Origin of the sequence: Pannonibacter sp. SL95 (genome assembly GCF_026672425.1) — a bacterium.
Classification (GTDB): Bacteria; Pseudomonadota; Alphaproteobacteria; order Rhizobiales; family Stappiaceae; genus Pannonibacter.
Genome location: NZ_JAPPRC010000005.1, coordinates 174,476 through 196,887, shown reverse-complemented (window position 1 = coordinate 196,887; position 22,412 = coordinate 174,476). Strand labels below are relative to the sequence as shown.

Annotated in this window: 22 protein-coding genes; 18 read left to right on the top strand and 4 right to left on the bottom strand. The window is 64.7% G+C overall.

The window, feature by feature from the left end; genetic code table 11:
- Window positions 1–25 precede the first annotated feature (25 nt).
- Window positions 26–2,554 carry an SPOR domain-containing protein gene (locus OVA12_RS15950; RefSeq protein WP_268139043.1) on the top strand — a complete coding sequence of 843 codons (2,529 nt, stop codon included), beginning with the start codon at window positions 26–28 and terminating at the stop codon, window positions 2,552–2,554.
- Between the two features lie 68 nt (window positions 2,555–2,622).
- Here OVA12_RS15950 and OVA12_RS15945 read toward each other — a convergent pair whose 3' ends face one another.
- A complete protein-coding gene (locus OVA12_RS15945) occupies window positions 2,623–3,633 on the bottom strand; it encodes an alpha/beta hydrolase (protein ID WP_268139041.1) in 1,011 nt (336 codons plus the stop codon).
- A 126-nt stretch (window positions 3,634–3,759) separates the two neighbouring features.
- On the opposite strand from OVA12_RS15945, the gene nagZ reads away from it, so the two are divergent.
- From nagZ to OVA12_RS15890, 11 genes are all read left to right on the top strand, one after another.
- Window positions 3,760–4,785, top strand: a complete 1,026-nt coding sequence (gene nagZ, locus OVA12_RS15940) for a beta-N-acetylhexosaminidase (protein ID WP_268139039.1) — start codon at window positions 3,760–3,762, stop codon at window positions 4,783–4,785.
- A gap of 2 nt (window positions 4,786–4,787) precedes the next feature.
- The gene (locus OVA12_RS15935; RefSeq protein ID WP_268139037.1) at window positions 4,788–5,591 is read left to right on the top strand and encodes a segregation and condensation protein A; all 804 of its coding nucleotides are present in this window, start codon (window positions 4,788–4,790) and stop codon (window positions 5,589–5,591) included.
- A complete protein-coding gene (gene scpB, locus OVA12_RS15930; protein WP_268139035.1) occupies window positions 5,581–6,249 on the top strand; it encodes an SMC-Scp complex subunit ScpB in 669 nt (222 codons plus the stop codon). Before OVA12_RS15935 ends, scpB begins: the two co-directional genes overlap by 11 nt.
- Window positions 6,246–7,409: an ABC transporter ATP-binding protein gene (locus OVA12_RS15925; protein ID WP_268139033.1), complete on the top strand. Its 1,164-nt coding sequence runs from the start codon at window positions 6,246–6,248 to the stop codon at window positions 7,407–7,409. Before scpB ends, OVA12_RS15925 begins: the two co-directional genes overlap by 4 nt.
- Before the next feature lie 102 nt (window positions 7,410–7,511).
- Window positions 7,512–7,772: a twin-arginine translocase TatA/TatE family subunit gene (locus OVA12_RS15920; RefSeq protein WP_268139031.1), complete on the top strand. Its 261-nt coding sequence runs from the start codon at window positions 7,512–7,514 to the stop codon at window positions 7,770–7,772.
- Window positions 7,773–7,913: 141 nt separating this feature from the next.
- On the top strand, window positions 7,914–8,423 hold the full coding sequence (tatB, locus tag OVA12_RS15915; RefSeq protein ID WP_268139029.1) for a Sec-independent protein translocase protein TatB: 510 nt from the start codon (window positions 7,914–7,916) through the stop codon (window positions 8,421–8,423).
- Window positions 8,420–9,205, top strand: coding sequence for a twin-arginine translocase subunit TatC (gene tatC, locus OVA12_RS15910; protein WP_268139027.1), 786 nt, complete (start codon window positions 8,420–8,422; stop codon window positions 9,203–9,205). The genes tatB and tatC overlap by 4 nt, the downstream gene beginning before the upstream one ends.
- Before the next feature lie 72 nt (window positions 9,206–9,277).
- Complete coding sequence (gene serS, locus OVA12_RS15905; RefSeq protein WP_268139025.1) at window positions 9,278–10,750, top strand: serine--tRNA ligase; 1,473 nt, start codon at window positions 9,278–9,280, stop codon at window positions 10,748–10,750.
- Window positions 10,751–10,752: 2 nt separating this feature from the next.
- A complete protein-coding gene (gene surE / locus OVA12_RS15900; protein WP_268139023.1) occupies window positions 10,753–11,511 on the top strand; it encodes a 5'/3'-nucleotidase SurE in 759 nt (252 codons plus the stop codon).
- Window positions 11,512–11,566: 55 nt separating this feature from the next.
- A complete protein-coding gene (locus OVA12_RS15895; RefSeq protein ID WP_268139021.1) occupies window positions 11,567–12,247 on the top strand; it encodes a protein-L-isoaspartate(D-aspartate) O-methyltransferase in 681 nt (226 codons plus the stop codon).
- Between the two features lie 109 nt (window positions 12,248–12,356).
- Complete coding sequence (locus OVA12_RS15890; protein WP_268139019.1) at window positions 12,357–13,727, top strand: M23 family metallopeptidase; 1,371 nt, start codon at window positions 12,357–12,359, stop codon at window positions 13,725–13,727.
- A 50-nt stretch (window positions 13,728–13,777) separates the two neighbouring features.
- Here the strand turns inward: OVA12_RS15890 and OVA12_RS15885 are convergent, their stop codons facing one another.
- Window positions 13,778–14,671, bottom strand: a complete 894-nt coding sequence (locus OVA12_RS15885; protein WP_268139017.1) for an ATP-binding protein — start codon at window positions 14,669–14,671, stop codon at window positions 13,778–13,780.
- Between the two features lie 244 nt (window positions 14,672–14,915).
- Between OVA12_RS15885 and yajC the strand changes: the two genes are divergently transcribed.
- The 5 genes from yajC to OVA12_RS15860 all read left to right on the top strand — a co-directional run bounded on the left by yajC (window position 14,916) and on the right by OVA12_RS15860 (window position 19,236).
- Window positions 14,916–15,248, top strand: a complete 333-nt coding sequence (yajC, locus tag OVA12_RS15880; RefSeq protein WP_268139015.1) for a preprotein translocase subunit YajC — start codon at window positions 14,916–14,918, stop codon at window positions 15,246–15,248.
- 120 nt (window positions 15,249–15,368) lie between these two features.
- Entirely contained in the window at window positions 15,369–16,979 is a 1,611-nt protein-coding gene (secD, locus tag OVA12_RS15875) for a protein translocase subunit SecD (RefSeq protein ID WP_268139013.1), read from the top strand.
- Window positions 16,980–16,994: 15 nt separating this feature from the next.
- On the top strand, window positions 16,995–17,942 hold the full coding sequence (secF, locus tag OVA12_RS15870; protein WP_268139011.1) for a protein translocase subunit SecF: 948 nt from the start codon (window positions 16,995–16,997) through the stop codon (window positions 17,940–17,942).
- Window positions 17,943–17,990: 48 nt separating this feature from the next.
- Window positions 17,991–18,368 carry an Mth938-like domain-containing protein gene (locus OVA12_RS15865; RefSeq protein WP_268139009.1) on the top strand — a complete coding sequence of 126 codons (378 nt, stop codon included), beginning with the start codon at window positions 17,991–17,993 and terminating at the stop codon, window positions 18,366–18,368.
- Window positions 18,369–18,372: 4 nt separating this feature from the next.
- Entirely contained in the window at window positions 18,373–19,236 is an 864-nt protein-coding gene (locus tag OVA12_RS15860; protein ID WP_268139007.1) for a phytoene/squalene synthase family protein, read from the top strand.
- Between the two features lie 15 nt (window positions 19,237–19,251).
- Here OVA12_RS15860 and trmFO read toward each other — a convergent pair whose 3' ends face one another.
- Window positions 19,252–20,661: a methylenetetrahydrofolate--tRNA-(uracil(54)-C(5))-methyltransferase (FADH(2)-oxidizing) TrmFO gene (trmFO, locus tag OVA12_RS15855; protein ID WP_268139005.1), complete on the bottom strand. Its 1,410-nt coding sequence runs from the start codon at window positions 20,659–20,661 to the stop codon at window positions 19,252–19,254.
- Between the two features lie 165 nt (window positions 20,662–20,826).
- Here trmFO and OVA12_RS15850 point away from each other — a divergent pair, with 165 nt between their 5' ends.
- Window positions 20,827–21,498 (top strand): hypothetical protein, encoded by a 672-nt coding sequence (locus tag OVA12_RS15850; protein WP_268139003.1) that lies wholly within the window; start codon window positions 20,827–20,829, stop codon window positions 21,496–21,498.
- Between the two features lie 347 nt (window positions 21,499–21,845).
- Here the strand turns inward: OVA12_RS15850 and OVA12_RS15845 are convergent, their stop codons facing one another.
- Window positions 21,846–21,995 (bottom strand): DUF1127 domain-containing protein, encoded by a 150-nt coding sequence (locus tag OVA12_RS15845; protein ID WP_268139001.1) that lies wholly within the window; start codon window positions 21,993–21,995, stop codon window positions 21,846–21,848.
- Window positions 21,996–22,412 lie beyond the last annotated feature (417 nt).

The following is a 22,412-nucleotide window of genomic DNA, read 5'->3' as shown; positions in this document are numbered from 1 at the left end:
GCCCTGGGTGGAACACTGGACGGATATGCCTCATCGCTCCGATTACCCTCGCTCTGATACGCCTCATCCGGACGCCTCTGGCGGCCGGGATCGGGGGGATACGCAGGGCGCCGAGGATCCGCTGGTCGAACTGGCCCGCATCGTCAACCGGAACCGCCAGTCCGCCGCCCATGGCCGTGTCGAAGCCACGGACTATTTCGCCGGGCTGGAACAGGAAGAGTTGCTGAAAGGCCCGCAGGGGGACCCGCTCGCCCCGCCGCCGCTGGCGCAGGCTGCGCAGCCGTCCACCGGTTACGCGGCCGCCGGTCGCGGGGCCGACATGCCGGCCTATACGCCCGGTCTTGGCGGCTCGCCCAACGAGCCGGCCTTCGACTTTGATTTCGAGCTGCCGAAACCCGCTGCCCGTGCTGCAGCGGCACCAGGCGCGCAGCCCGCTTTCCAGCCTGATCCCGCACCCGCACGGGGAGGGGATCTCGATCTCGACTTCGACCGCTTTGCCGCCGACCTGCGCGGTTCTCAGGAAGAAGAGACCGCCTGGGACGGCGTCGATCTGGAAGACGGCACCACGCTGGACGCTGATTCCTTTGAGGATTTCGCGGACGATCCAGTGCGCGAGCCCTATTCGGCCGCGCCTGCTGCCGACCAGTATCAGCCCCTACATCGCGCAGGCAGCCGGCCCGCCGATCCCGCGCCGCGGTCCTACGAAGACGCCGGGACCCCGGCTTCGGCATCATTGCGCTCGTCCTTCGATATCTCTGACGATCTCGAGAAGGATCTGGTGGCCGGGCTCGAAGACGAGCTGATGGGCGCGTTCCAGCCGCAACCGGTCGCCCGGGATGCGCGGATCGAGCCGCAGTTCTCCGGCAATGCACCGTTCGAAGTTCAGGCCTCTCAGTCTCAGCCAGCTGCCGCTGCATCGGTGCGCTCGCCCTCGCAGCGCTCCGCGTCGGTGGATGATGACTTCCGCTTTGATGCCTTGCGGGCCGTCGAGCCCGAGAAGCCGAAAGCCGTGACGCCGCCGCCCTTCGTGCCCGATGCTGGTGCCTGGTCCAACCTTGCCCCGGATGCCAAGCTGCGCAGCGCCCGCGAGGCGTCTGCCGGCTTTGCCGAACTGGACGATCTGGTCGGGTCCTTGTTCGAGGACGAGCGCCTGTCGCGCAAGGAGCAGCCGGCCCAGACCAAGCCCGTCCAGCCGTCGGCCGATATCGACGACATGGCCTGGCCGGATGCCCTGCACGTGCTGCCGCGCGAAGAAGGGCCGGTCGAGGATGATTTCCTCGACGACGAGTTCGCCAATGCCTTCGCGCCCCGCCGGTCGACGACCGAGCTGCCCTTCAACGACGTCCTCTATGACGACGACGAAGCGCCGCCCCCTCCTGGTGGCTACGACCTGGATGCGGTCGCCCGCGCGATGCAGGAAAGCGATCCGACGCTGGCCGGCGCCGGTGTCCTGCCACCGCATTCGGCAGCCGAAGCCGGTCAGGCACCTCGCCAGCAGGGATCACGCAAGGGTCTCTACATTGCGGCGGCGGTGCTTGGACTTGCCGGCCTCGGTGGCGCCATGTTCGCTGTGCTGGACTTCGGGCCTTCCTCGAAGCCCAACGGTGCGCCGCAGGTCATTGCCGGCCTTGAAGAGCCGCTGAAGACATTCCCGGCCGAAGAAGCTGCTGCCGCCGAAAGCGGCCAGCCTGCGAAACTCATCTATGACCGGGTTGGCAACGAAGAGCGCATGGTGGTGCCGCAAACCCCGGCTCCTGCCCAGTTGCCGCCCGCGCCTGCCGATGTCGCTGAGCCGGCCCCTGCTGGTGGCCCGAAGAAGGTCCGCACGCTCGTCGTGCGTCCGGATGGCACGATCATTTCCGGCGAGGCAGACACCGGTGCTGCAGCGCAGCCGGGCGTTCGCGTCGTCAACACCGCGCGTCCCGATGCCTCTGCTCAGCCGACCCAGCCCGCACCGGCTGCCGCGACAGGTCCGGCTCCTGTGCCAGGCGGCATCACTCCGGCCCAGTCCAACGTTGCGGCCAACGTTCCGGCGATCGTCTCCGCAACCGACCCTGCAGCAACGCCAGCCCCGGCCACGACGGAGACCGGCCCTGTCGTCTCTGGCACGCCGCGGCCGAAGCCGGCTTCTTCCGGCGTCCAGGTTGCTGCCGTCCAGCCACAACCGGCAGCACCTGCTCCGGCACAGCCGCAGCAGCCCGCACCCGCACCTGCACCGGCTGCACAGTCTTCTGGTCCGCTGAACCTGACCCAACCACAGCCGGCCGCCACCGCGCCTGCGCCGGCTGCCGCAAGCCCTGCCGCGCCGGGTGCCTTCTCTGTGCAGGTCACCTCGCAGCGGACGCAGGATCAGGCCCAGGCCGCCTACACGGCCCTGCAGCGCAAGTTCCCGTCGGTTCTGGGAAGTCAGGCACCGCTCATCGAGGCTGCGACACTCGATAGCCGTGGCACCTTCTACCGCGTCAGCATTCCGGCCAATTCGCGTGAAGCCGCTGTGTCCTTCTGCGAGAACCTAAAAGCCGCGGGCGGCGACTGCTTCGTCCGCCGCAACTGACCGCACAAATCATTCAAAGACGCAACGGCGGGTCTTGGCCCGCCGTTCGTGTTTTCAGGCACTTGGCCTTAAGCGTTCAACGCGTTCACGAGCACCGGCAGGCTGCCATCGAGGCGGTAGTCGATCGAGGAGTGGTTGTCGTCAAACTCCTCATAGACATGCGCCACGCCGCCGTCGGTCAGGATGCGGGAGAGGCGCCGGGCGCCGTAGACCAGATTGTACTGGTCGACCCGGCCGCAATCGATCCACAGCGCCTTCATCTGGCGCAAGGCATCCAGATGGCCAGGGGCCAGCGACAGCGGATCCTGCGCCGCCCAGGCCGACCAGCGTTCGGGGATCAGTTCGCAGGTTTGCGGATCGACCGGCAAACGAACTCCGAGGAAGGCGGACGGGTCCGGATCGTAGGTCGCCGCCATGGCCAGCGTCATCAGCACGTGGATGTCACCGCCGGAAAACTTCGGGCCTGCCTCGAAATCGGCAATGAAACGCTCGATCGACATGTCCTTGCGAGCAAGCGCGCGCAGCACATTCGGCATGTCCGGCAGATAGCAGAGCTCGAACCCCATGTCGCCGGAATGGCAGGCCGCTGCCGACCAGACATCGGGATAGCGCATGGCATGGATGATCGCGCCATAGCCGCCGGACGACTTGCCAAACACACCGCGCCGTCCCTTGCCGCCACAGCCGAACCGGCTCTCGATGGCGGCAAGAACGGGACCGGTGAGATACTGGCCCCACTGTCCGATGGCGAGGGAATCCACATACTGGTTGCCGCCGAGGCGGGTGAAGCCGTCGGGCATGGCCACCACCACCGGGGGCAACTGGCCTTCGTGAATCAGCCGGTCGAGTCGCTCCGGCAGGTTCTCGCCGAAGTTCTTCCAGGCCACATGGCCGAGCCCGGAGCCGGTGAACCCGGCAAGATCCATCAGCAGTGGCAGTCCGGCCCCGTCGTGGCCATGGGGAACGTAAACCACCGTCTCCCTAGCGGCAGGATCGCCAAGAAGGTTGGCGGCGATGAGATCGCTTTCCACCGTGAGGCTGTGTAACGTTCCGGCTGGGATATCGTGGCGCTTGCGCATCGTCCTGTCCTGTGGTTGGCACATTGGACTGACATTAGAATGCGCCCCTCCGCCAAGGCAATCGCGCTGAAAGCCGGGTCTTGACCGGTGGTTGACCGGGGGGCGAACAGGACGTAAGGGCAGGTTATGACCAAGGCTTTCATCAGCGGCTGCGCCGGGCTGGAACTGACAGACGACGAGCGCGCCTTCTTCCGCGCAGAAGATCCGTTCGGACTGATCCTGTTCGGCCGCAACTGCCAGTCCCCCGAGCAGATTGCCGCGCTGAGCGCCGACTTCCGTTCCGTCGTCGGTCGTCCGGATGCACCGGTGCTGATCGACCAGGAAGGTGGACGGGTGATGCGGCTGAAGCCGCCGCTGTGGCCGAACTATCCGAGCGGGCGCAGCTATGGTCTGCTCTATGAGCTGGACGCTGCTGCCGGCCTGCGCGCTGCTTTCCTCGGCGCGCGCCTCATTGCCGCTGATCTCCTGGCCATCGGCATCACCATGGACTGCCTGCCGGTGCTGGATGTGCTCTACCCGGAAACGGTCGCCGCCATCGGCAACCGCTCCTACGGTCCGGACCCGGAGATGGTTGCCGCCCTCGGGATGGCCGCCGCCGAAGGCCTTCTGGCGGGCGGCGTCCTGCCGGTCATGAAGCACATCCCGGGGCATGGCCGGGCCCAGGTCGACAGCCACCTCGATCTGCCCCGGATTACCGCGCCGCTTGAGGACATCCTGGCCCGCGACGTCGCGCCCTTCCGCGCCTACAGCAAGGCTCCGTTCGGCATGACGGCGCATCTGCTCTATGAGGCCATCGACCCGTCGGCCCCGGCCACCCAGTCCGCCCTCATCGTGGAGCGCATCATTCGCGGCGAGATCGGCTTCGACGGCGCGCTGATGTCCGATGACCTGTCGATGCAGGCCCTTGGCGGCAGCCTGGGCGAACGGGCGGAAAAGACCCACGCTGCCGGCGTTGATCTCGTCCTTCACTGCAACGGCGACATGGACGAAATGCGCCAGGTGGCCGCCGCCACGCCTGAACTTTCGGGCCGGGCGCTGGAGCGCTGCCTGGCTGGTCTCGCGCTGCGCAAGGATCCGGCACCCGGCTTCGACCGTGCAGTGGCCCGGGCGGAATTCGATGCGCTCATGGCCCGTGTCGAGGTGACCGCCTGATCATGGCTCCCGTCCAGACCGACTTTCTCGAGGATCAGCCGCCGTCCGAACGGGCGAGCGATGACCCGCAGCTTGTCGTCGATGTGGACGGGTTTGAAGGCCCGCTCGACCTTCTGCTGACGCTTGCGCGCAGCCAGAAGGTCGACCTGACCCGCATCTCGATCCTCGCCCTGGTCGAGCAGTATCTCGCCTTTGTTTCCGATGCCCGCCTGATGCGCCTCGAGCTGGCGGCGGACTATCTCGTCATGGCTGCCTGGCTTGCCTACCTCAAGAGCCGGCTGCTGATCCCGGAGCAGAAGGACGAGGACGAGCCGACGGGTGAGGAACTGGCCGCCGCGCTTGCCTTCCGCCTGCAGCGGCTGGAGGCGATGCGCAAGGCCGCCGAGGCCTTGATGCAGCGCAACCGGCTCGGCCGGGACGTGTTCGCCCGCGGCGCGCCGCAGGCGCTCTCCGTCCAGCGCAGGAGCGTCTGGAGCGCCACGATCTATGATCTCCTGACTGCCTATGCTGCCCAGCGACAACGCCAGTCGGTGACCAGCGTCCGGGTGCGCCTGCGCACGGTCTGGTCGTTGCAGGAGGCACGGGACCTGTTGTCGCGTCTCGTCGGCCGCATGGCCGACTGGGCGCCGATCAACAGCTATCTTGTCGACTATCTCGTGGACGAGAGCGAACGGGCCACCGTGCTGGCCTCCACCTTCTCGGCCAGCCTTGAAATGGTGCGCGAAGGCCAGCTTGAACTGCGCCAGAGCGATCCTTTCGCGCCGATCTATCTGCGCCGACGGCAGGAGGCCCGCGATGGCGGCTGAACTGGATCTCGACGGGCTGCGCATGGTCGAGGCAATGCTGTTTGCCTCTGCCGATCCCCTGTCAGTGGAGGACATCGCCGCCCGGCTTCCCATCGGTACCGATGTGGCCGGTCTCATTGACGAGCTGGAGCGGCAATACGCCACGCGCGGTGTCAATCTCGTGCCGGTTGCGGGCAAATGGGCCTTCCGCACCGCGCCGGACCTTGCCTATCTGTTGCAGCGCGAGGCTGTCGAGCAGCGCAAGCTGTCGCGCGCCGCGCTCGAAACGCTGGCGATCATCGCCTATCATCAGCCGGTGACCCGCGCCGAGATCGAGGAAATCCGCGGCGTCTCCACCAACAAGGGCACGCTCGACGTGCTCTTGGAAACCGGCTGGATCCGCATGCGCGGCCGCCGCCGCACGCCGGGCCGCCCCGTGACCTATGGCACAACGGAAAGCTTCCTTGATCATTTCGGTCTGGATCTCATCGCCGACCTGCCGGGCCTTGAAGAGCTGAAGGGGGCAGGGCTGCTCGACAGCGCCATCCCGGCGAGCTTCCACGTGCCGCTGCCCAATGATTCCGACATTCTCGCCCCCGACGAAGATCCGCTGGAGGAGGGCGAGCTGTTTGACTATGAAGACCTTGGCCCTGACGCAGAAGAGGACGAGGCGCAGTGACATCCCACCCACGGGCGACAGCAACCCGTCCCGGTCAATCCCGTCCGGCCCAGAGCGGTACCGCAGGCTGGGGCACGCGCGGCACCGCTGGCACCACCTTCGCCTCCGGACTGGCGTTCGAGAATATCCGCCACGCCTATGGCGCGTCGCAGACGCTGCATGATGTTTCGCTCAGCATTGAACCGGGCGAGATCCTCTGTCTGCTCGGCCATTCCGGCTGCGGCAAGACGACATTGATGCGCATTGCCGCCGGCGTTGAAACCCAGACCTCCGGGCGCGTGCTCATCAACGGCGAGGAAGTGGCTGGCCCAAGCCGTGTGCTTCCGCCCGAGGCTCGCGGCGTTGGTCTGATGTTCCAGGACTACGCCCTGTTTCCGCATCTGACCAACCGCGAGAACGTGATGTTCGGTCTGACGCGGCTGACCCGCGCCGCCGCCCGTGATGTGGCGGACCAGATGCTGAAGCGTGTCGGGCTCGGCAGCTATGCCGATGACTATCCTCATGCCCTGTCGGGCGGAGAGCAGCAGCGTGTGGCGCTCGCCCGCGCGATTGCGCCGCGCCCGGGCATCCTCCTGATGGACGAACCTTTTTCGGGTCTGGACCGGCGTCTGCGCGATGATGTGCGCGAGGAAACCCTCGCGATCCTGCGCGAGACCCGCGCCACTTGCGTGATGGTCACCCATGATCCGGAAGAGGCCATGCGCATGGGTGACCGAATCGCCCTGATGCGCGCCGGCCGGCTGGTGCAGCACGGCACGGCGGAAGAACTCTATCTGCGGCCGGTCGACCCGTTTGCAGCGCGCTTCTTTACCGAGGTGAACGAGTTCGATGGCGTGGTGCGGGGCGACCGGGTCGACTGTCCGCTGGGGCTTGTCCCGTTCGCGCCGGTGGCAAAGGATCTCGATGGCCAGTCGGTGCATGTCTGCCTTCGGCCGGACGGAATTCAGCTGCTGCCGGCCGGGCAGGGGCTGCCGGCCCGTGTGCTGTCGCGCCGGTTCATCGGCACCGTTGACCTCGTGCAACTTGCGTTTCCGGGATCGGACCGTCCGCTCCAGGCCCGGCTTCGGCCGGGTGTCCAGGCGGTGCCGGGCATGGATGTCGGCATCGAACTTGATAAAAGAGATGTACTAGTCTTTGCCAAGTCGTCTTCGGATCACTAGATAAGGGAATGACAGGCAAGGGCCTTGGCCGGTTGCGAGCCCAGGGTGATTTTGTAATAGTGGCGCGCCGGTGCCCTGCCGGTACGAGTGGGAGTTGAAGGAATGAGCATCGGTATCTGGCAGCTTCTCATCATCGCGGTGATCGTCATCCTGCTGTTTGGCCGGGGCAAGATTTCCGACCTGATGGGCGACGTTGCGAAGGGCATCAAGAGCTTCAAGAAGGGCATGGCCGAAGACGACACCGCCAGCGCAAGCGCGGAAACGCCGGCCGCCCAGGCGCCGCAGGCCCCCAAGACCATCGATCATCAGCCGGCAGCTCCGGTTGCTGCTGAAAAGACCCAGGACCAGTCCCGCACGAACTGATCTGGTCGGGGCGCGGCTTGGCGAGCGCAATTTCAGCAAGAGCTGGAACAGGTTCGCGCCCGGGCTTGTGTGAAGACAAAGAGATGGAACGCGTTCGGCGGCTCCGTTTTGCCGAAGGTGCGCTAAAACTGGCGGGCGTCGATGTTTGATGTTGGATGGACGGAACTGCTGGTGATTGCCGTCGTGGCCATCATCGTGGTGGGCCCCAAGGATCTGCCGCGAATGCTGCGTGCATTCGGCCAGACCGTGGGCAAGATGCGCCGCATGGCGAATGAATTTCAGTCCACCTTCAACGACGCGCTCAAGGAAGCCGAGCGCGAGGCCGACATTCTTGACATGAAGAAGTCGGCCGAGGAGGCAGCCCGCGGCATCCAGAATTTCGACCCGCTCGGCGATCTGAAGAAGTCCATCACCCAGCCGCTGACAGCCGCGACCACGGCTGTTGCAGGTGAGGCAGCAGCAGCATCTGCCGCTAGTCCTGCCCCCGCTCAGACGACGGCCGCACCGCAGACGCCCGTATCCGGGCCGTCTGCGCCAGAAGCTGTCACACCAGAAGCTGTCACATCGGCCCCCCTCCAGCCGGCAGAAGCGTCCAGCGCCGCCTCCGGCCCCCATCCAGACGCCATTCAGGGCAACGAGACGAGGCCATGAGCCAGGACGACATCGAGGCCAGCAAGGCACCGCTCATCGAGCATCTGATCGAACTGCGCTCCCGGCTGCTGAAGTCGGTGATCGCGATCATCCTGATGTTCATCGTCTGCTTCTATTTCGCCACCGACATCTACAACATCCTGACGGTGCCCTACCTGCAGGCGGTCGGCACCGACAAGCCGGTCGAGATGATCTTCACCGCGCCGCAGGAATGGTTCTTCACCCAGATGAAGCTGGCGCTGTTCGGCGCCCTGTTCCTGGCGTTTCCCGTTGTCGCGTCACAGGTCTACATGTTCGTCGCACCGGGCCTCTACAAGAACGAGCGTCAGGCCTTTCTTCCGTTCCTTGCTGCCACGCCGATCCTGTTCGTGCTCGGCGCATCGCTGGTCTATTTCTTCGTCATGCCCATGGCGATGGGGTTCTTCCTGTCGATGGAGCAGACCGGCGGCGAGGGCAAGGTTGCGATCCAGCATCTGGCCCGCGTCAGCGAGTATCTCGACCTGATCATGGTGCTGATCTTTGCCTTCGGAATGGTGTTCCAGCTGCCCGTGGTGCTCACGCTTCTCGGCCGCGCGGGCCTCGTCTCGTCGCAGTCGCTGAAGGACAAGCGCAAATACGCCATCGTCATCGGCTTCATTGTCGCGGCGGTGTTGACGCCGCCGGATCCGATCAGCCAGATCGGCCTTGCACTGCCGACGCTGCTTCTCTACGAAGTCTCCATCGTTTCGGTACGGTTGATCGAGCGCCAGCGCGCTGAACGGGAAAAGGAAGAGGCGGCCTGACCAGTCAGCGCCTCGCTTGAACCGGCGGCGATCGGGCGCGCGGCGCGTGCCCCATTGCAATCGGAAGCCCAAATGTTCGACATCAAGTGGATCCGGGAAAACCCGCAAGCCTTCGACGCCGCTCTCGCCCGCCGGGGTGCCGAGCCCGCCTCCGCCCGCCTCATCGCTCTTGATGACGTGCGCCGCGCCCACATCGCGCGCCTGCAGGACGCGCAGGAGCGCCGCAATGCCGCCTCCAAGGAGATCGGCAAGGCCAAGGCGATGAAGGACGAGGCCGCGGCCCAGGCTCTGATCGACGAAGTCGCCAAGATCAAGTCGATGATCCAGGAGGGGGAGGAAGAGGAGCGCCGCCTCAACGACGCTCTCGACCAGGCCCTCTGCGTCATTCCGAACATGCCGCTCGCCGATGTGCCGGATGGGACTGATGAGACCGGCAACGTCGTGCACCATGTGCATGGCGACAAGCCGCAGCTCCCCTTCATCAACAAGCCGAAGGAGCATTTCGAGCTCGGCGAGGCACTCGGCACGATGGATTTTGCCACCGCTGCCAAGCTGTCCGGCTCGCGATTCGTCCTGCTCAAGGGCCAGCTGGCCCGGCTTGAGCGGGCGCTCGGCCAGTTCATGATCGACCTGCACACCACCGAACACGGCTACATGGAAGTGTCGCCGCCGCTTCTGGTGAGCGGCACGGCACTCTACGGCACCGGCCAGCTGCCGAAGTTCGAGGAGGATTTGTTCAAGACCTCACGAAGCGACGTAGATGCTGATGATATCTTCGAACAAATGCTCTTGCAGGCAAAAATTGAATTTATTGACCTCGCCAAAAACAAGTATGGCGTGAGCGTATCCGACAATGATCTTCTTGAATATCAAGACAGCATATTTAAGCATTTAGAGGGCAAATGGCGAGATATATACAATAAAGAGAAATCAGAGCATCTAAAGCTGTTTATGATCCCGACCGCCGAAGTGCCGCTGACCAACATGGTCGCGGACGAGATCCTCGGCGAGGAGGCCCTGCCGCTGCGCGTGACGGCGCTGACCCATTGCTTCCGCTCGGAAGCAGGCTCCGCCGGCCGCGACACGCGCGGCATGCTGCGCCAGCATCAGTTCCAGAAATGCGAGCTGGTTTCGGTCACCCGTCCGGAAGACTCCGCCGCCGAGCTGGAGCGCATGCTCGGCTGTGCCGAGGCCGTGCTGCAGAAGCTTGGCCTCCACTACCGCGTCATGACGCTCTGCACCGGCGACATGGGCTTCGGCTCGCAGAAGACTTATGACATCGAGGTCTGGCTGCCCGGACAGGATACGTTCCGCGAAATCTCGTCCTGCTCGGTCTGCGGCGACTTCCAGGCCCGGCGCATGAACGCGCGCTACCGGCCTGCGGACGCCAAGGGCCTGCGCCATGTCCACACGCTGAACGGGTCCGGCGTTGCCGTTGGACGCGCCATGATTGCCGTCATGGAAAACTACCAGAACAGTGACGGCTCGATCACCGTGCCTGAAGTGCTGCGTCCCTACATGGGCGGACTGGAGCGGATCGGCTGACCATGCGCATTCTCATCACCAACGACGACGGCATCCACTCCGAAGGTATCCGGGTGCTGGAGCGCATCGCCCGCGAACTCTCGGATGACGTCTGGGTTGTCGCTCCGGAGACCGACCAGAGCGGCGTCGCCCATTCTCTCACCCTCAGCGATCCGCTGCGCCTGCGGCAGATTTCCGAGCGCCACTTTGCCCTGCGCGGCACGCCGACGGACTGCGTCATCATGGGCGTGCGCAAGGTGCTGCCCGGCCTGCCGGATCTCATCCTGTCCGGCATCAACCGGGGCCAGAACATGGCCGACGATGTCACCTATTCGGGCACCGTCGCCGGTGCCATGGAAGGGGCCATCCTCGGCATCCCGTCCTTTGCCGTGTCGCAGACCTGGAGCTTCGCCGTTGGCACCGAGCCGGACTATTCGCCGGCAGAAACCCTCGGGCCGGATCTGTTCCGCAAGCTGATGCAGTTCCATCTGCCGCGCTACACGCTCCTCAACATCAACTTCCCCGATTGCCGGCCGGATCAGGTCGCCGGCGTGAAGGTGACGGTGCAGGGGCATCATGAGCAGGCTGGCCTCGTCATCGACGAGCGCATGGACCGTCGCGGCAATGCCTATTACTGGCTCGGCTTCCAGGAGCGCTCGCACGATCCGGTCGGCAACAGCGATCTCAATGCGATCGTCTCGAATCATATCTCCGTGACGCCGCTGAGGCTTGACCTTACGGCGCATGATCTGGTCGGATTGCTGGCTGCCGAGCTGAACTGATCAGCACCGGCTGTGCAGCGGCCGGGTCTTTTGGGCCCGGTCGGGAGGAGGGAAGATGGCCGAAACCGGCGTAGCAGATGCTCCGGCTGTCACGCATGACGAATTCGAGGCCCGGGCCTCGCTCGTCCTGTCCCTGCGCCGGCGCGGCATCAACGACCGCCGGGTGCTTTCGGCCATCGAACGGGTGCCACGGCGCCTGTTCCTGTCGGCCCGGCTGCACCGCTATGCCTACGAAGACTGCCTGTTGCCGATCGAGTGCGGCCAGGTGGTCAGTGCCCCCTCACTGGTCGCGCGAATGGCCGAGGCGCTGGAGATCCAGCCCAGCCACCGGGTGCTCGAGATCGGCACCGGTTCGGGCTATCAGACGGCTGTCCTGTCGCATCTGTGCCAGCATGTCTTCACGGTCGAGCGCTACCAGACCCTCATCGGCCTGGCGCGCCAGCGGCTGGCGGCGCTGAAGATCACCAATTGCGAGCTGCATCACGCCGACGGCCTGCAGGGCCTGCGCGAACGGGCGCCCTTCGACCGGATCGTGCTCACCGGCTCGGTGCCAAGCATTCCGGATGTCCTGAAAAGCCAGCTGGTCAGTGATGGCATCCTCATCGGCACCATCGGCTGGCCGGGCAAGGTGCAGACCCTGGTCCGATTCCGCAGGGGCGGAGAATCGGACGTTGAGGAACATCTTGGCCAGCTGCGCCTCGTTGCCTTGCGCCCGGGCCGCGCGGACTTCCTTTAGTCCTTGATCTGTTGGCGGAAATCCGCCGTTTCATGATCCTGTTTAGGCTTTGTCAACCTTACTGCCGTCTACTGGTCCCATGTTAACTCAGTTTGGGTCGAGCAGGGCAATGACCAGTCGGATGCGTATCCATCGCAAGTCCCTTTGGACGCGGGTCGCCGCCATTGGCCTCATCGCAGGTCTTGGCGCCGGTTGCAGCGGCAGCTTCGAGCGGTTTGCTGACGGTCCGGTCTACACCGGCGGCACAGCGAACCAGCGTTCCATTCTGGGCAAGGGCAATGCCTCCCAGCCCAGCTACCAGGACATCGTCCGTGGTCCGGGCAAGACCGCAGGCAACCTGCCAGCCTCAGGCAACACGCCGAAAACCACCGGTTCGATCGCCTCGACCAAGCTGCCGCCGGTCCCCGGCACGGCTGTGTCGTCCGCCCCGCCGCCGGTGAAGCTGTCGCCGACCGGCGAGCCCGTGATCGCGCGTCCGAACGTCGCCGCCGTCACCGCTCCGGTGGCTGCCGCAGCTGAAGCTGGCGAAAATTCCTGGAAGGGTTGGACCTCGACCGGTGGCACGCGGATCCAGTTGCGCGAGGGCGATTCGGTCGCTGGCCTCGGCAAGCGCTACGGCGTTCCGGCCGAAGCGATCATGGCGGTCAACGGGCTTGATTCTTCGTCCAAGGTTGGCCCCGGCCAGTCCGTGATCATCCCGACCTATGTCTACGCTGCCAACAACGCGGCAACGACGGCGGCTTCGACCAAGCCGGTCAAGCTGCCACCGGCCAGTGGTGCACCCGAGACGACAGGGTCGATCTCTCCGACAGCCAATGTTCTGGCCTCCGTGCAGGCACCGGGCAAGAAGCCCGCGTCCGGCAAGACTGTTGCTGCACTGGCCCCGGCCAAGACGACGGCTACCGATGCCCGCCCGTCCGCGCCTCTGGTCGCAGGCCAGCCAGCTCCGGCAAAGACCGCTCCGGTAACTGCCTTGCGCGAAACGCCGGGCACGTCGCTTCCCGCGGCTGACAAGCCCGCGCTGGAGGCTCTGGCCGGTGCAACGCAGGATTCCAAGCCCTTGCAGACGGCGTCCGTCGATCCGCAGGAAGCGACCGGCGGCCCGATGTTCCGCTGGCCGGTGCGTGGCCGTGTCATTTCCGAGTTCGGCGCCAAGCCGGGCGGTTCGCGCAACGACGGCATCAACCTCGCCGTTCCCGAAGGCACGCCTGTCAAGGCGGCCGGTGACGGTTCGGTCATCTACGCCGGCAACGAGCTGAAAGGCTTCGGCAATCTGGTCCTGATCCGTCACGACGACGGCTGGGTCTCGGCCTATGCCCACAACAGCGAGATCCTGGTCAAGCGCGGCGAAGCCGTTCAGCGCGGCCAGGTCATCTCGAAGGCCGGTGCCAGCGGCTCGGTCAGCCAGCCGCAGGTCCACTTCGAGCTGCGCAAGGACAACAAGCCGGTCGATCCGATGCGCCATCTGCCGCGCGGCTGAGCCAGGCACTCAGACATTCAAAAGGCGGCCACCGGCCGCCTTTTTTGTTGTCAGCGCGACAGCGATACGCCGAGGCGTCCTGCCAGGTCCTGGATGAACTGGAACGCCACGCGGCCAGAACGTCCGCCGCGCGTCGTTGCCCATTCCAGCGCCTCGGCCCTGAGCACGTCAGCGGGCACCGTCAGGCCGAAATGGCGGACATAGCCGCCCACCATCTCCAGATAGTCATCCTGCGAGCAGTTGTGGAAGCCGAGCCACAGGCCGAAGCGGTCGGACAGCGACACCTTTTCCTCCACGGCCTCCGCCGGATTGATCGCCGTCGAGCGTTCATTCTCGATCATGTCACGCGGCAGCAGGTGGCGCCGGTTGGACGTGGCGTAGAACAGCACATTCTCTGGCCGCCCCTCGATACCGCCTTCCAGCACGGCCTTCAGCGATTTGTAGGACGTGTCATCATGGTCGAAGCTCAGATCGTCACAGAAGACAATGAAGCGGTGCGGCGCCGGCTTGATCAGGCTCATGAGGCCCGGCAGTGTCTCGATGTCCTCGCGGTGGATCTCGATCAGCTTTAGCGGCGCTGCCTCGCCGCTGGCATTGATCGCCCCATGCGCAGCCTTCACCAGCGACGACTTGCCCATGCCGCGCGCGCCCCACAGAAGCACGTTGTTGGCCGGCAGGCCCTTGGCAAAGCGCCGCGTGTTGTCGACCAGCAGATCGCGCACCCGGTTGACCGCGCAAAGCAGTTCGATCTCGACCCGGTTGACCTTCGGCACGGGCACAAGGTTGCCCGGCACCGGCTGCCAGATGAAGGCGTCCGCGGAAGCAAAATCCGGGGCCAACGGGGCAGGGGGAACGGCACGGGCAATCAGGGCGATGAGCTGATCCAGCTTTGCCGCAACGTCATGGATCGTCATCGGCGCCGGTTCCTGAGATGCTTTCGTCATGGGAACTCTGTTACCTGTCTTGCAAATGCCTATATGCAGGCGAACCAAATGGGCTTGCCTCAGGCTTAACATGCGGAAGATCGGGCCGAAATGCCGGTTTTGCCCGGATCGGTACGCCGAAATCCGCCGTGTGACTTGAAATGCAAGGGCCCGTGGTTATAGTCCGCGCCACCTGTTTGTGGCGGCACATCCTGGTTCGGCAGATGCCGGACAGCCACCACGCCCATCTCCTGAGGAGACCTTGATGTTCATCACTCCCGCCTACGCCCAGACCGGCTCGATGTCCGATCCGAGCGCCCTGCTGCAGTTCGCCCCGTTCATCCTGATCTTCGTGATCATGTATTTCCTCATCATTCGCCCGCAGCAGAAGCGGATGAAAGCCCACAAGGAAATGGTTGCGAACCTGCGCCGCGGCGACGTGGTGGTCACCTCCGGCGGTCTGATCGCCAAGGTCTCCAAGGTCGTTGACGACACCGAGATCCAGGTGGAACTGGCCGAGGGCGTCAAGGCCCGTCTCGTCCGCGCCATGGTTGCGGAAGTGCGTTCCAAGTCCGAGCCGGTCAAGGACGGCGAATAATCCGGACCGGTGTCCGGACGCGGCTGCCGCGTCCGGAGCGCCCGCCTTCGGCAAGAACGCGAACCGAACGGTCACATGCCCCCGGCAACGTGGGGCACAGCCAACACAGGCCATCCACTCATGCTGTATTTTGCCCGCTGGAAGATCGCGCTGATCTTCGCAGTGATCCTCGGAGGGATCGTGTCGATCCTGCCGAATTTCATGTCCGCCGAAACGCTCAAGAGCTGGCCGTCCTGGCTGCCACAGAAGCAGATCGTGCTGGGGCTGGACCTGCAGGGTGGTGCCTATCTTCTTTATGAAGTCGACGAGCGCGACTACATCGACAAGAGCCTGGCGACGCTGACCGGCGAGATCCGCAACGAGCTGCGCAAGGAGCCGCGCATCGGCTACACCGGTCTTGCCGTGCAGGGCGAAACGGTACAGGTCCGCATCCGCGATGCCGAAAAGCTCGAGGAAGCCCGCACCCGTCTTGCGCCGCTGGTCAATCCGCTGGCCGGCTCCCTGTTTTCCGGACAGGCCGTCAACGAATTCGAGATGACCGTCGGCAGCGATGGTCTGATCCGCTATGCCTTTACTGAACAGGGCCTGCAGCAGCGCATGGCCTCGATCGTGCAACAGTCGATCGAGGTGATCCGCCGCCGCGTCGACGAAATCGGCACGACCGAACCGAACATCCAGCGCCAGGGCTCCAGCCGGATCCTTGTCGAAGCGCCCGGCGAACAGGATCCGGAGCGTCTCAAGGCGCTTGTCGGACAGACCGCTCAGCTGACCTTCCACCTTGTCGACGTCACCATGTCTGCCGACCAGGCGCTGCAGAGCCGTCCGCCGGTTGGTACCATCGTGCTCAACTCTGTTGATGAGCCGACGATCCCTTATCTCGTCGAGGAAGTGCCGCTGATGAGCGGCGAGGATCTCGTCGACGCCCAGGTTTCGTTCAATCCGCAGACGAACGAGCCGGTCGTCAGCTTCCGCCTCAACACCGCCGGCGCCCGCAAGTTCGCGACGGTGACGACACAGAACGTCGGCCGGCCTTTCGCCATCGTGCTCGACAACGAGGTCATTTCAGCCCCGCGCATCAATGAACCGATCACCGGCGGCTCGGGTCAGATCTCCGGCAATTTCTCGGTCCAGAGCGCCAATGACCTTGCCGTGCTGCTGCGCGCCGGCGCGCTTCCGGCCAAGCTGACCGTGATCGAGGAACGCGCCATCGGCCCCGGCCTTGGTCAGGACTCCATCGACGCCGGACAGACGGCCTCTCTGATCGGCGGTGCCCTGGTCGTGGTCTTCATGATTCTGGCCTATGGCCGGCTGGGCGTTTATGCCGACATCGCCCTGATGGTGAACATCATCCTGATCTTTGCGGCCCTCACGCTGCTTCAGGCGACCCTGACCTTGCCAGGCATTGCCGGCATCGTGCTGACCATCGGCATGGCTGTCGATGCGAACGTGCTGATCTATGAGCGCATCCGCGAGGAACTGCGCAATGGCCGGTCAGTGATTTCGGCCATCGAGGCTGGCTTCAGCCGGGCCTTTGCAACCATTCTGGACTCCAACATTACCACGCTGATCGCGGCCGTTGTGTTGTTCCAGCTCGGGTCGGGTCCGGTGCGTGGCTTCGCCGTCACGCTGGCGCTCGGGATCTTCACCACGATGTTTACGGCCTACACCGTTACACGTTTCATCGTGTCGATCTGGATCCGCCGCGCGCGACCAACCACCATCAACATCTGAACCGGATCCCACATTATGAAGCTCCTGCGGCTTGTCCCAGACAACACCAAGATCCGGTTCATGCGGTTCCGGACGTTCAGCTTTCCTGCTGCGCTCATCATCGCTGCAATCTCGCTGTTCCTGTTCTCCTACGTTGGCCTCAACTATGGCATCGACTTCAAGGGCGGCACGATCATCGAGATGAAGACCCAGGGCCCGGCCGATGTTGGCGCAATCCGCGCCCAGCTGGGGGCGCTGGATGTCGGTGCTGTTCAGGTCCAGCAATTCGGACAGCCTGACGAAGTGCTGGTTCGCATCGAACAGCAGGACGGCGGCGAGCAGAGCCAGCAGGCGGCCGTCAACCAGATCCGTCAGATGTTCGAGCAGACCGCTGAAATCCGCCGTGTTGAAATCGTCGGCCCCAGCGTCTCCGGTGAGCTTGCGGCAGCCGCGTCCATCGCCATCCTGGTCGCGCTCGTCGGCATCATGATCTATGTCTGGATCCGCTTCGAATGGCAGTTCGCCGTTGGCGCGATCCTGACGACCGTCAACGACGTGCTCGTCACGGTCGGCCTTTTCGTGATCCTGCAGCTCGACTTTTCCCTGTCGAGCATCGCGGCCGTGCTGACGATCATCGGCTACTCGCTGAACGATACGGTCGTCGTCTACGACAGAATTCGAGAGAACCTCAGAAAATACAAAAAGATGGCTCTTCCGGATCTGCTTGATCTGTCGATCAACGAGACCCTGACGCGCACCACCATGACGTCCGTGACGACCCTTCTCGCCCTCGTTGCGCTGTATGCCTTCGGTGGCGAGGTCATTCAGTCGTTCACGCTCGCCATGATCTTCGGCATTTTGATCGGCACCTACTCGTCAATCTTCCTGGCCGCGCCATTTCTCATCCTGTTCGGCCTGCGGCAGGGGGGCAGTGACAAGGACGGCGAAAAGGCTGCCCGCACGGACGCCGCTCCCGCGGCCTGACCGGCTCGGACGGCGATCTGGCGCGGCATCGATAACACAGGACGACCGATGGAAATTCGCAAGGCGCATTTCCCCGGACGGGCACCCGTCGACGCTTATGGCGGCGGCGGGTTCCGTTTTGCGGGCATGTCTCATTTCGGCTCGATCCTGTGTCTGCCCTCGGGCATTCACGGCTGGCCGGTGGCAGACTTCGGCGAGCTCTCGCTGGACAGCTTCGCCCGCGTTCTGGAACAGGCCGGTGAGATCGAGGTGCTGCTGGTTGGCACCGGTGTGGACCTGCGCCCCTTGAAGCCGGACTGGAAGGCTGCCTTCCGCGAGGCCGGAATCCTCGCTGATCCCATGTCGACCGGGGCGGCCGTGCGGACCTTCAATGTCATGCTGTCCGAAGACCGCGCCGTTGCCGCGGCCTTCCTTGCAGTCGAGTAGCGGCATGTCCGATCCCTTCGCTCACGTCCAGACGCTGGTCCGTGACCACGACATCGACCGCTACCTCACCGCACTGTTCGCTCCAGCCGAACACCGCGGCGGTCTGCTCGCGCTCTATGCCTTCAACATTGAGATCGCCAGGGTTCGCGACGTGGTCAATGATCCGCTGCCCGGGGAAGTGCGGCTGCAGTGGTGGCGCGATTTCCTCACCGGTACCGAACATGGCGCGGCCTCGGCCAATCCGGTCGCGGCTGCGCTGGCCGAAACGATCAAGCGCTACAATCTGCCGGTGGCGGCGCTGATTGCGCTGATCGATGCGCGGGTTTTCGATCTCTATGACGATCCGATGCCGACGCTGCTCGACCTTGAGGGCTATGCCGGCGAGACCTCCTCGGCGCTGATGCAGCTCGGCTCCATCGTTCTGGCCGGCGGCACGGAACCGGGCACCTGCGACACAGCCGGTCATGCGGGCGTTGCCTATGGCCTCACCGGCCTGATGCGGGCCTTGCCCTGGCACGCCGCCCGGCGGCAGTGCTACATGCCGGCGGATGTGCTGGATCGCCATGGCGTTGACCGCGAGACGATGTTTCGCGGCGAAATGACCGTGGAACTCGGCGCGGCCCTTGCCGAGATGCGCGCCCATGCGCGGCATCATCTGGAGCGGACGCGGGATCTCGTGTCCTGCGTGCGGCCCGAGGTTGCCAGCGCCTTCCTGCCCGTCTGTCTCGTCGAGCCGTTCCTGAAGGTCATGGCGCGCAAAGGCTTCAATCCCTTCCGCGACCGGGCGGAGCTGTCGCAGCTGCGCCGTCAGTGGATCATCTGGCGCGCCGCGCGCAAGGCGATGAAGCCCTCCCGCCCGGCGCGCTGACGCCTCAGGCGTGGCTCAGTCCTGAGTGAGGCGATTGGCGGCAATCCACGCGTCAAAATGCTCGCGGGCGCGCTGGGTCATCGCCAGCTTGCGCGCCTTGGCCTTGTCGGCCCCGCGCAGGCGCTTGCCGTCCTCGCCCTTGACCGGCGCGTCGGTCGGCGGAAACAGCCCGAAATTCACGTTCATCGGCTGGAACGAGCGCGGACCTTCTTCATCGTCGCGGGCAATATGGCCGCCGGTGATATGGCCAAGCAGTGCGCCCATCGCGGTGGTGGCGGGCGGCGCCGTGACATCGAGCCCCAGACGCTCGCGCGCGGCAAAAAGGCCTGCCATGCAGCCGACCGAGGCCGATTCCACATAGCCTTCGCAGCCGGTGATCTGGCCGGCGAAACGCAGCCGCGGTTCGGCCTTCAGCCGTAGGCTGCCGTCGAGCAGCTTCGGCGAGTTCAGGAACGTGTTGCGATGCAGCCCGCCGAGCCGCGCAAAGACGGCGTCCTCGAGCCCGGGGATCATCTTGAAGACCTCCGCCTGCGCGCCGTACTTCAGCTTCGTCTGGAAGCCGACCATGTTGTAAAGCGTGCCGAGCGCGTTGTCCTGGCGCAGCTGCACCACCGCGTAGGCCTTCACGGTCGGGTTATGCGCATTCGTCAGCCCCATCGGCTTCATCGGGCCGTGCCGCAGCGTCTCGCGGCCGCGCTCCGCCATCACCTCGATCGGCAGGCAGCCGTCGAAATAGGGCGTGTTGGCCTCCCATTCCTTGAAGTCGGTCTTGTCGCCGGCAATCAGCGCATCGATGAACGCATCATACTGCGCCTTGTCCATCGGGCAGTTGATGTAGTCCTTGCCGGTGCCGCCCGGTCCAACCTTGTCATAGCGCGACTGGAACCAGGCGACGTCGAGATTGATCGAATCGAAATGCACGATCGGTGCGATGGCGTCGAAGAAGGCCAGCGAATCCTCGCCCGTGCGCTTCAGGATTGCCTCCGACAGGGCCGGCGAGGTGAGGGGGCCGGTGGCGATGATGACGCTGTCCCAGTCCTCCGGCGGCAGGTCGGTAAGCTCCTCACGGGCCAGCGTCACCAGCGGATGGGCGGCTAGCGTGCGGGTTACCGCGTCGGAGAACCCGTCGCGGTCCACGGCCAGCGCGCTGCCGGCCGGCACCTGATGCGCATCGGCGGCCTGCATGATCAGCGAACCGGCTCTGCGCAGCTCCGCATGCAGCAATCCGACGGCGTTGTAATCGGCATCATCCGAGCGGAACGAGTTCGAGCAGACCAGTTCGGCCAGCCCGTCGCCCTTGTGCGCGTCAGTGCCGCGCACCGGGCGCATCTCATGCAGCACAACCGGAATGCCGGCCTTTGCCAGCTGCCAGGTGGCCTCCGAACCGGCGAGACCGCCGCCGATCACGTGAACGGGTTTCGTCATGGGTGTCTGCCTTCTTGATCAGCGTGGCGCGCTGTGGATGGCCAGCGCTTGGTCGCGGACGGGATCCCTCAGGCACGCAAAAACATGTGTCCGCCTGATATCGTTTCAATAGCCGCGATGCAATGGACGCCATATTCTCTCCTTACGGCAAGACGGAGCGGCGGGATGATCGGGGACCCTTCAGAACAGTCAGATGGCCGGTCCTGGCGCACGCGTTCGGCGTCACTGCGGCCACTGTCCTGTGTCGTGGCCCTCGCGGCCGTGCTGTCCGGCTGCGCTGCCCAGTCCACCACGTCATCGAATGGCTGGTACGACAGCCAGAACGGTCTCCAGCCCAGAGACGACCGGCTCTACATCTGTCATGCCTTCGGTTGCGCCCGCAAGACGCCGGTTCAGCTCGGGTCGCGTGATCTGCGGCGGCTGGCTGCAATCCTGCGCGAAGGCAGGGCTAGCCCTGCTTCTGAGCGCGCAGCAGTCGCCCGGGCGGTCGCCTGGATGGAAACGCGGGTCGCCGCCGAGGTCGGTTCTGCCAATGACCGCGCCGGCTTTGACACCAGTGGGGCCGGCGTCCCCGGCCAGATGGACTGCATTGACGAGGCGACCAACACAACCAGCCTGCTGCTGCTGGCGGAAAAGCGCGGCTACCTGAAGCACCACAGGGTCGGATCGCCCGTGGCGCGCGGCTTTCTCATCGATGGCCGATATCCGCATGCAACCGCTGTCCTGAGACAGCGCGGCGGAGCAGACTATGCGGTCGACAGCTGGCCAAAGGCCAATGGCGCGCAGCCCGTCATCCAGCCACTGGACGCCTGGTTCGCGGCCCGTCCGGCACTGTGATGCAGCACGATGGTTTGCGGATGGAATGATCGGAAGGGGCTTCAAGAATCGAAAAGCGCTCGCCGATGGGAGGAGGATTCGGCGAGCGCTCTTTCGATGGCCGATCCGGGAGGAGGTGGATCGGTCGAAGCCGGACCGCAGGTGGGAGGAGGAGTCCTTTGGTCCGAAAAACGGGGCGGCGTGTTCGCCGCCCGTGTTGAGTTCTAGATAATTCGTCTGAGACCGGTGCGCCATGCACAATTCTGCATGCCTGCCCTGTCAATGCTGCAGAGCAGCAACGGGCGTTGTGCCCGGTCAGACGGGTGGGGCGCATCGCTTGAGCAGCGCCACCGACCCGCAGTCAGTCCTCAGCGCATCGCCTGACGCGCAACTGACCCGATGTCGGCACGGGAGATGCCGATGTCGTTCAGCTCGCGGGAGGACATACGGGCGAGCTCATCATAGGTCTCGCGGTACTTCTTCCAGGAGCGATACTTGGAAACGAGGTCGTGAAGCATGATGTTACCTTTCTTCTTGCTTATGTTGATTTAAGAAGGTCGCCTGTCGTTGATGCGATGGCGTCCTGAATTCGTTGAGAGATAGATAGGCGATCTTGATCCCGTCTTCCATAGACAGTTCCTCATGCCAGCCCTGCGATCTCCGCAGGGCGTGGTTAAACCCGGTTAGGGCTTGCGGTGAAGGCAGGGCAGCATCAGGGCGGAACCGCGCCGCGGCGGATGACATGCATCGAGGACACAGGTCGGTGCCAGGAATCAAAAAGCCGCTCCCACGGAATCGATGGGGCGGCCTGAAGAACGGGTGCTGAAATGACGAACGCCTGCCGGTGGGAGGAGGTACCGGCAGGCGTCGTTTAGTCGGGCGGGCTGGGAGGAGAAGAACCCGCCGTCTCACACGATCCGGGGCTTGGGAGGAGG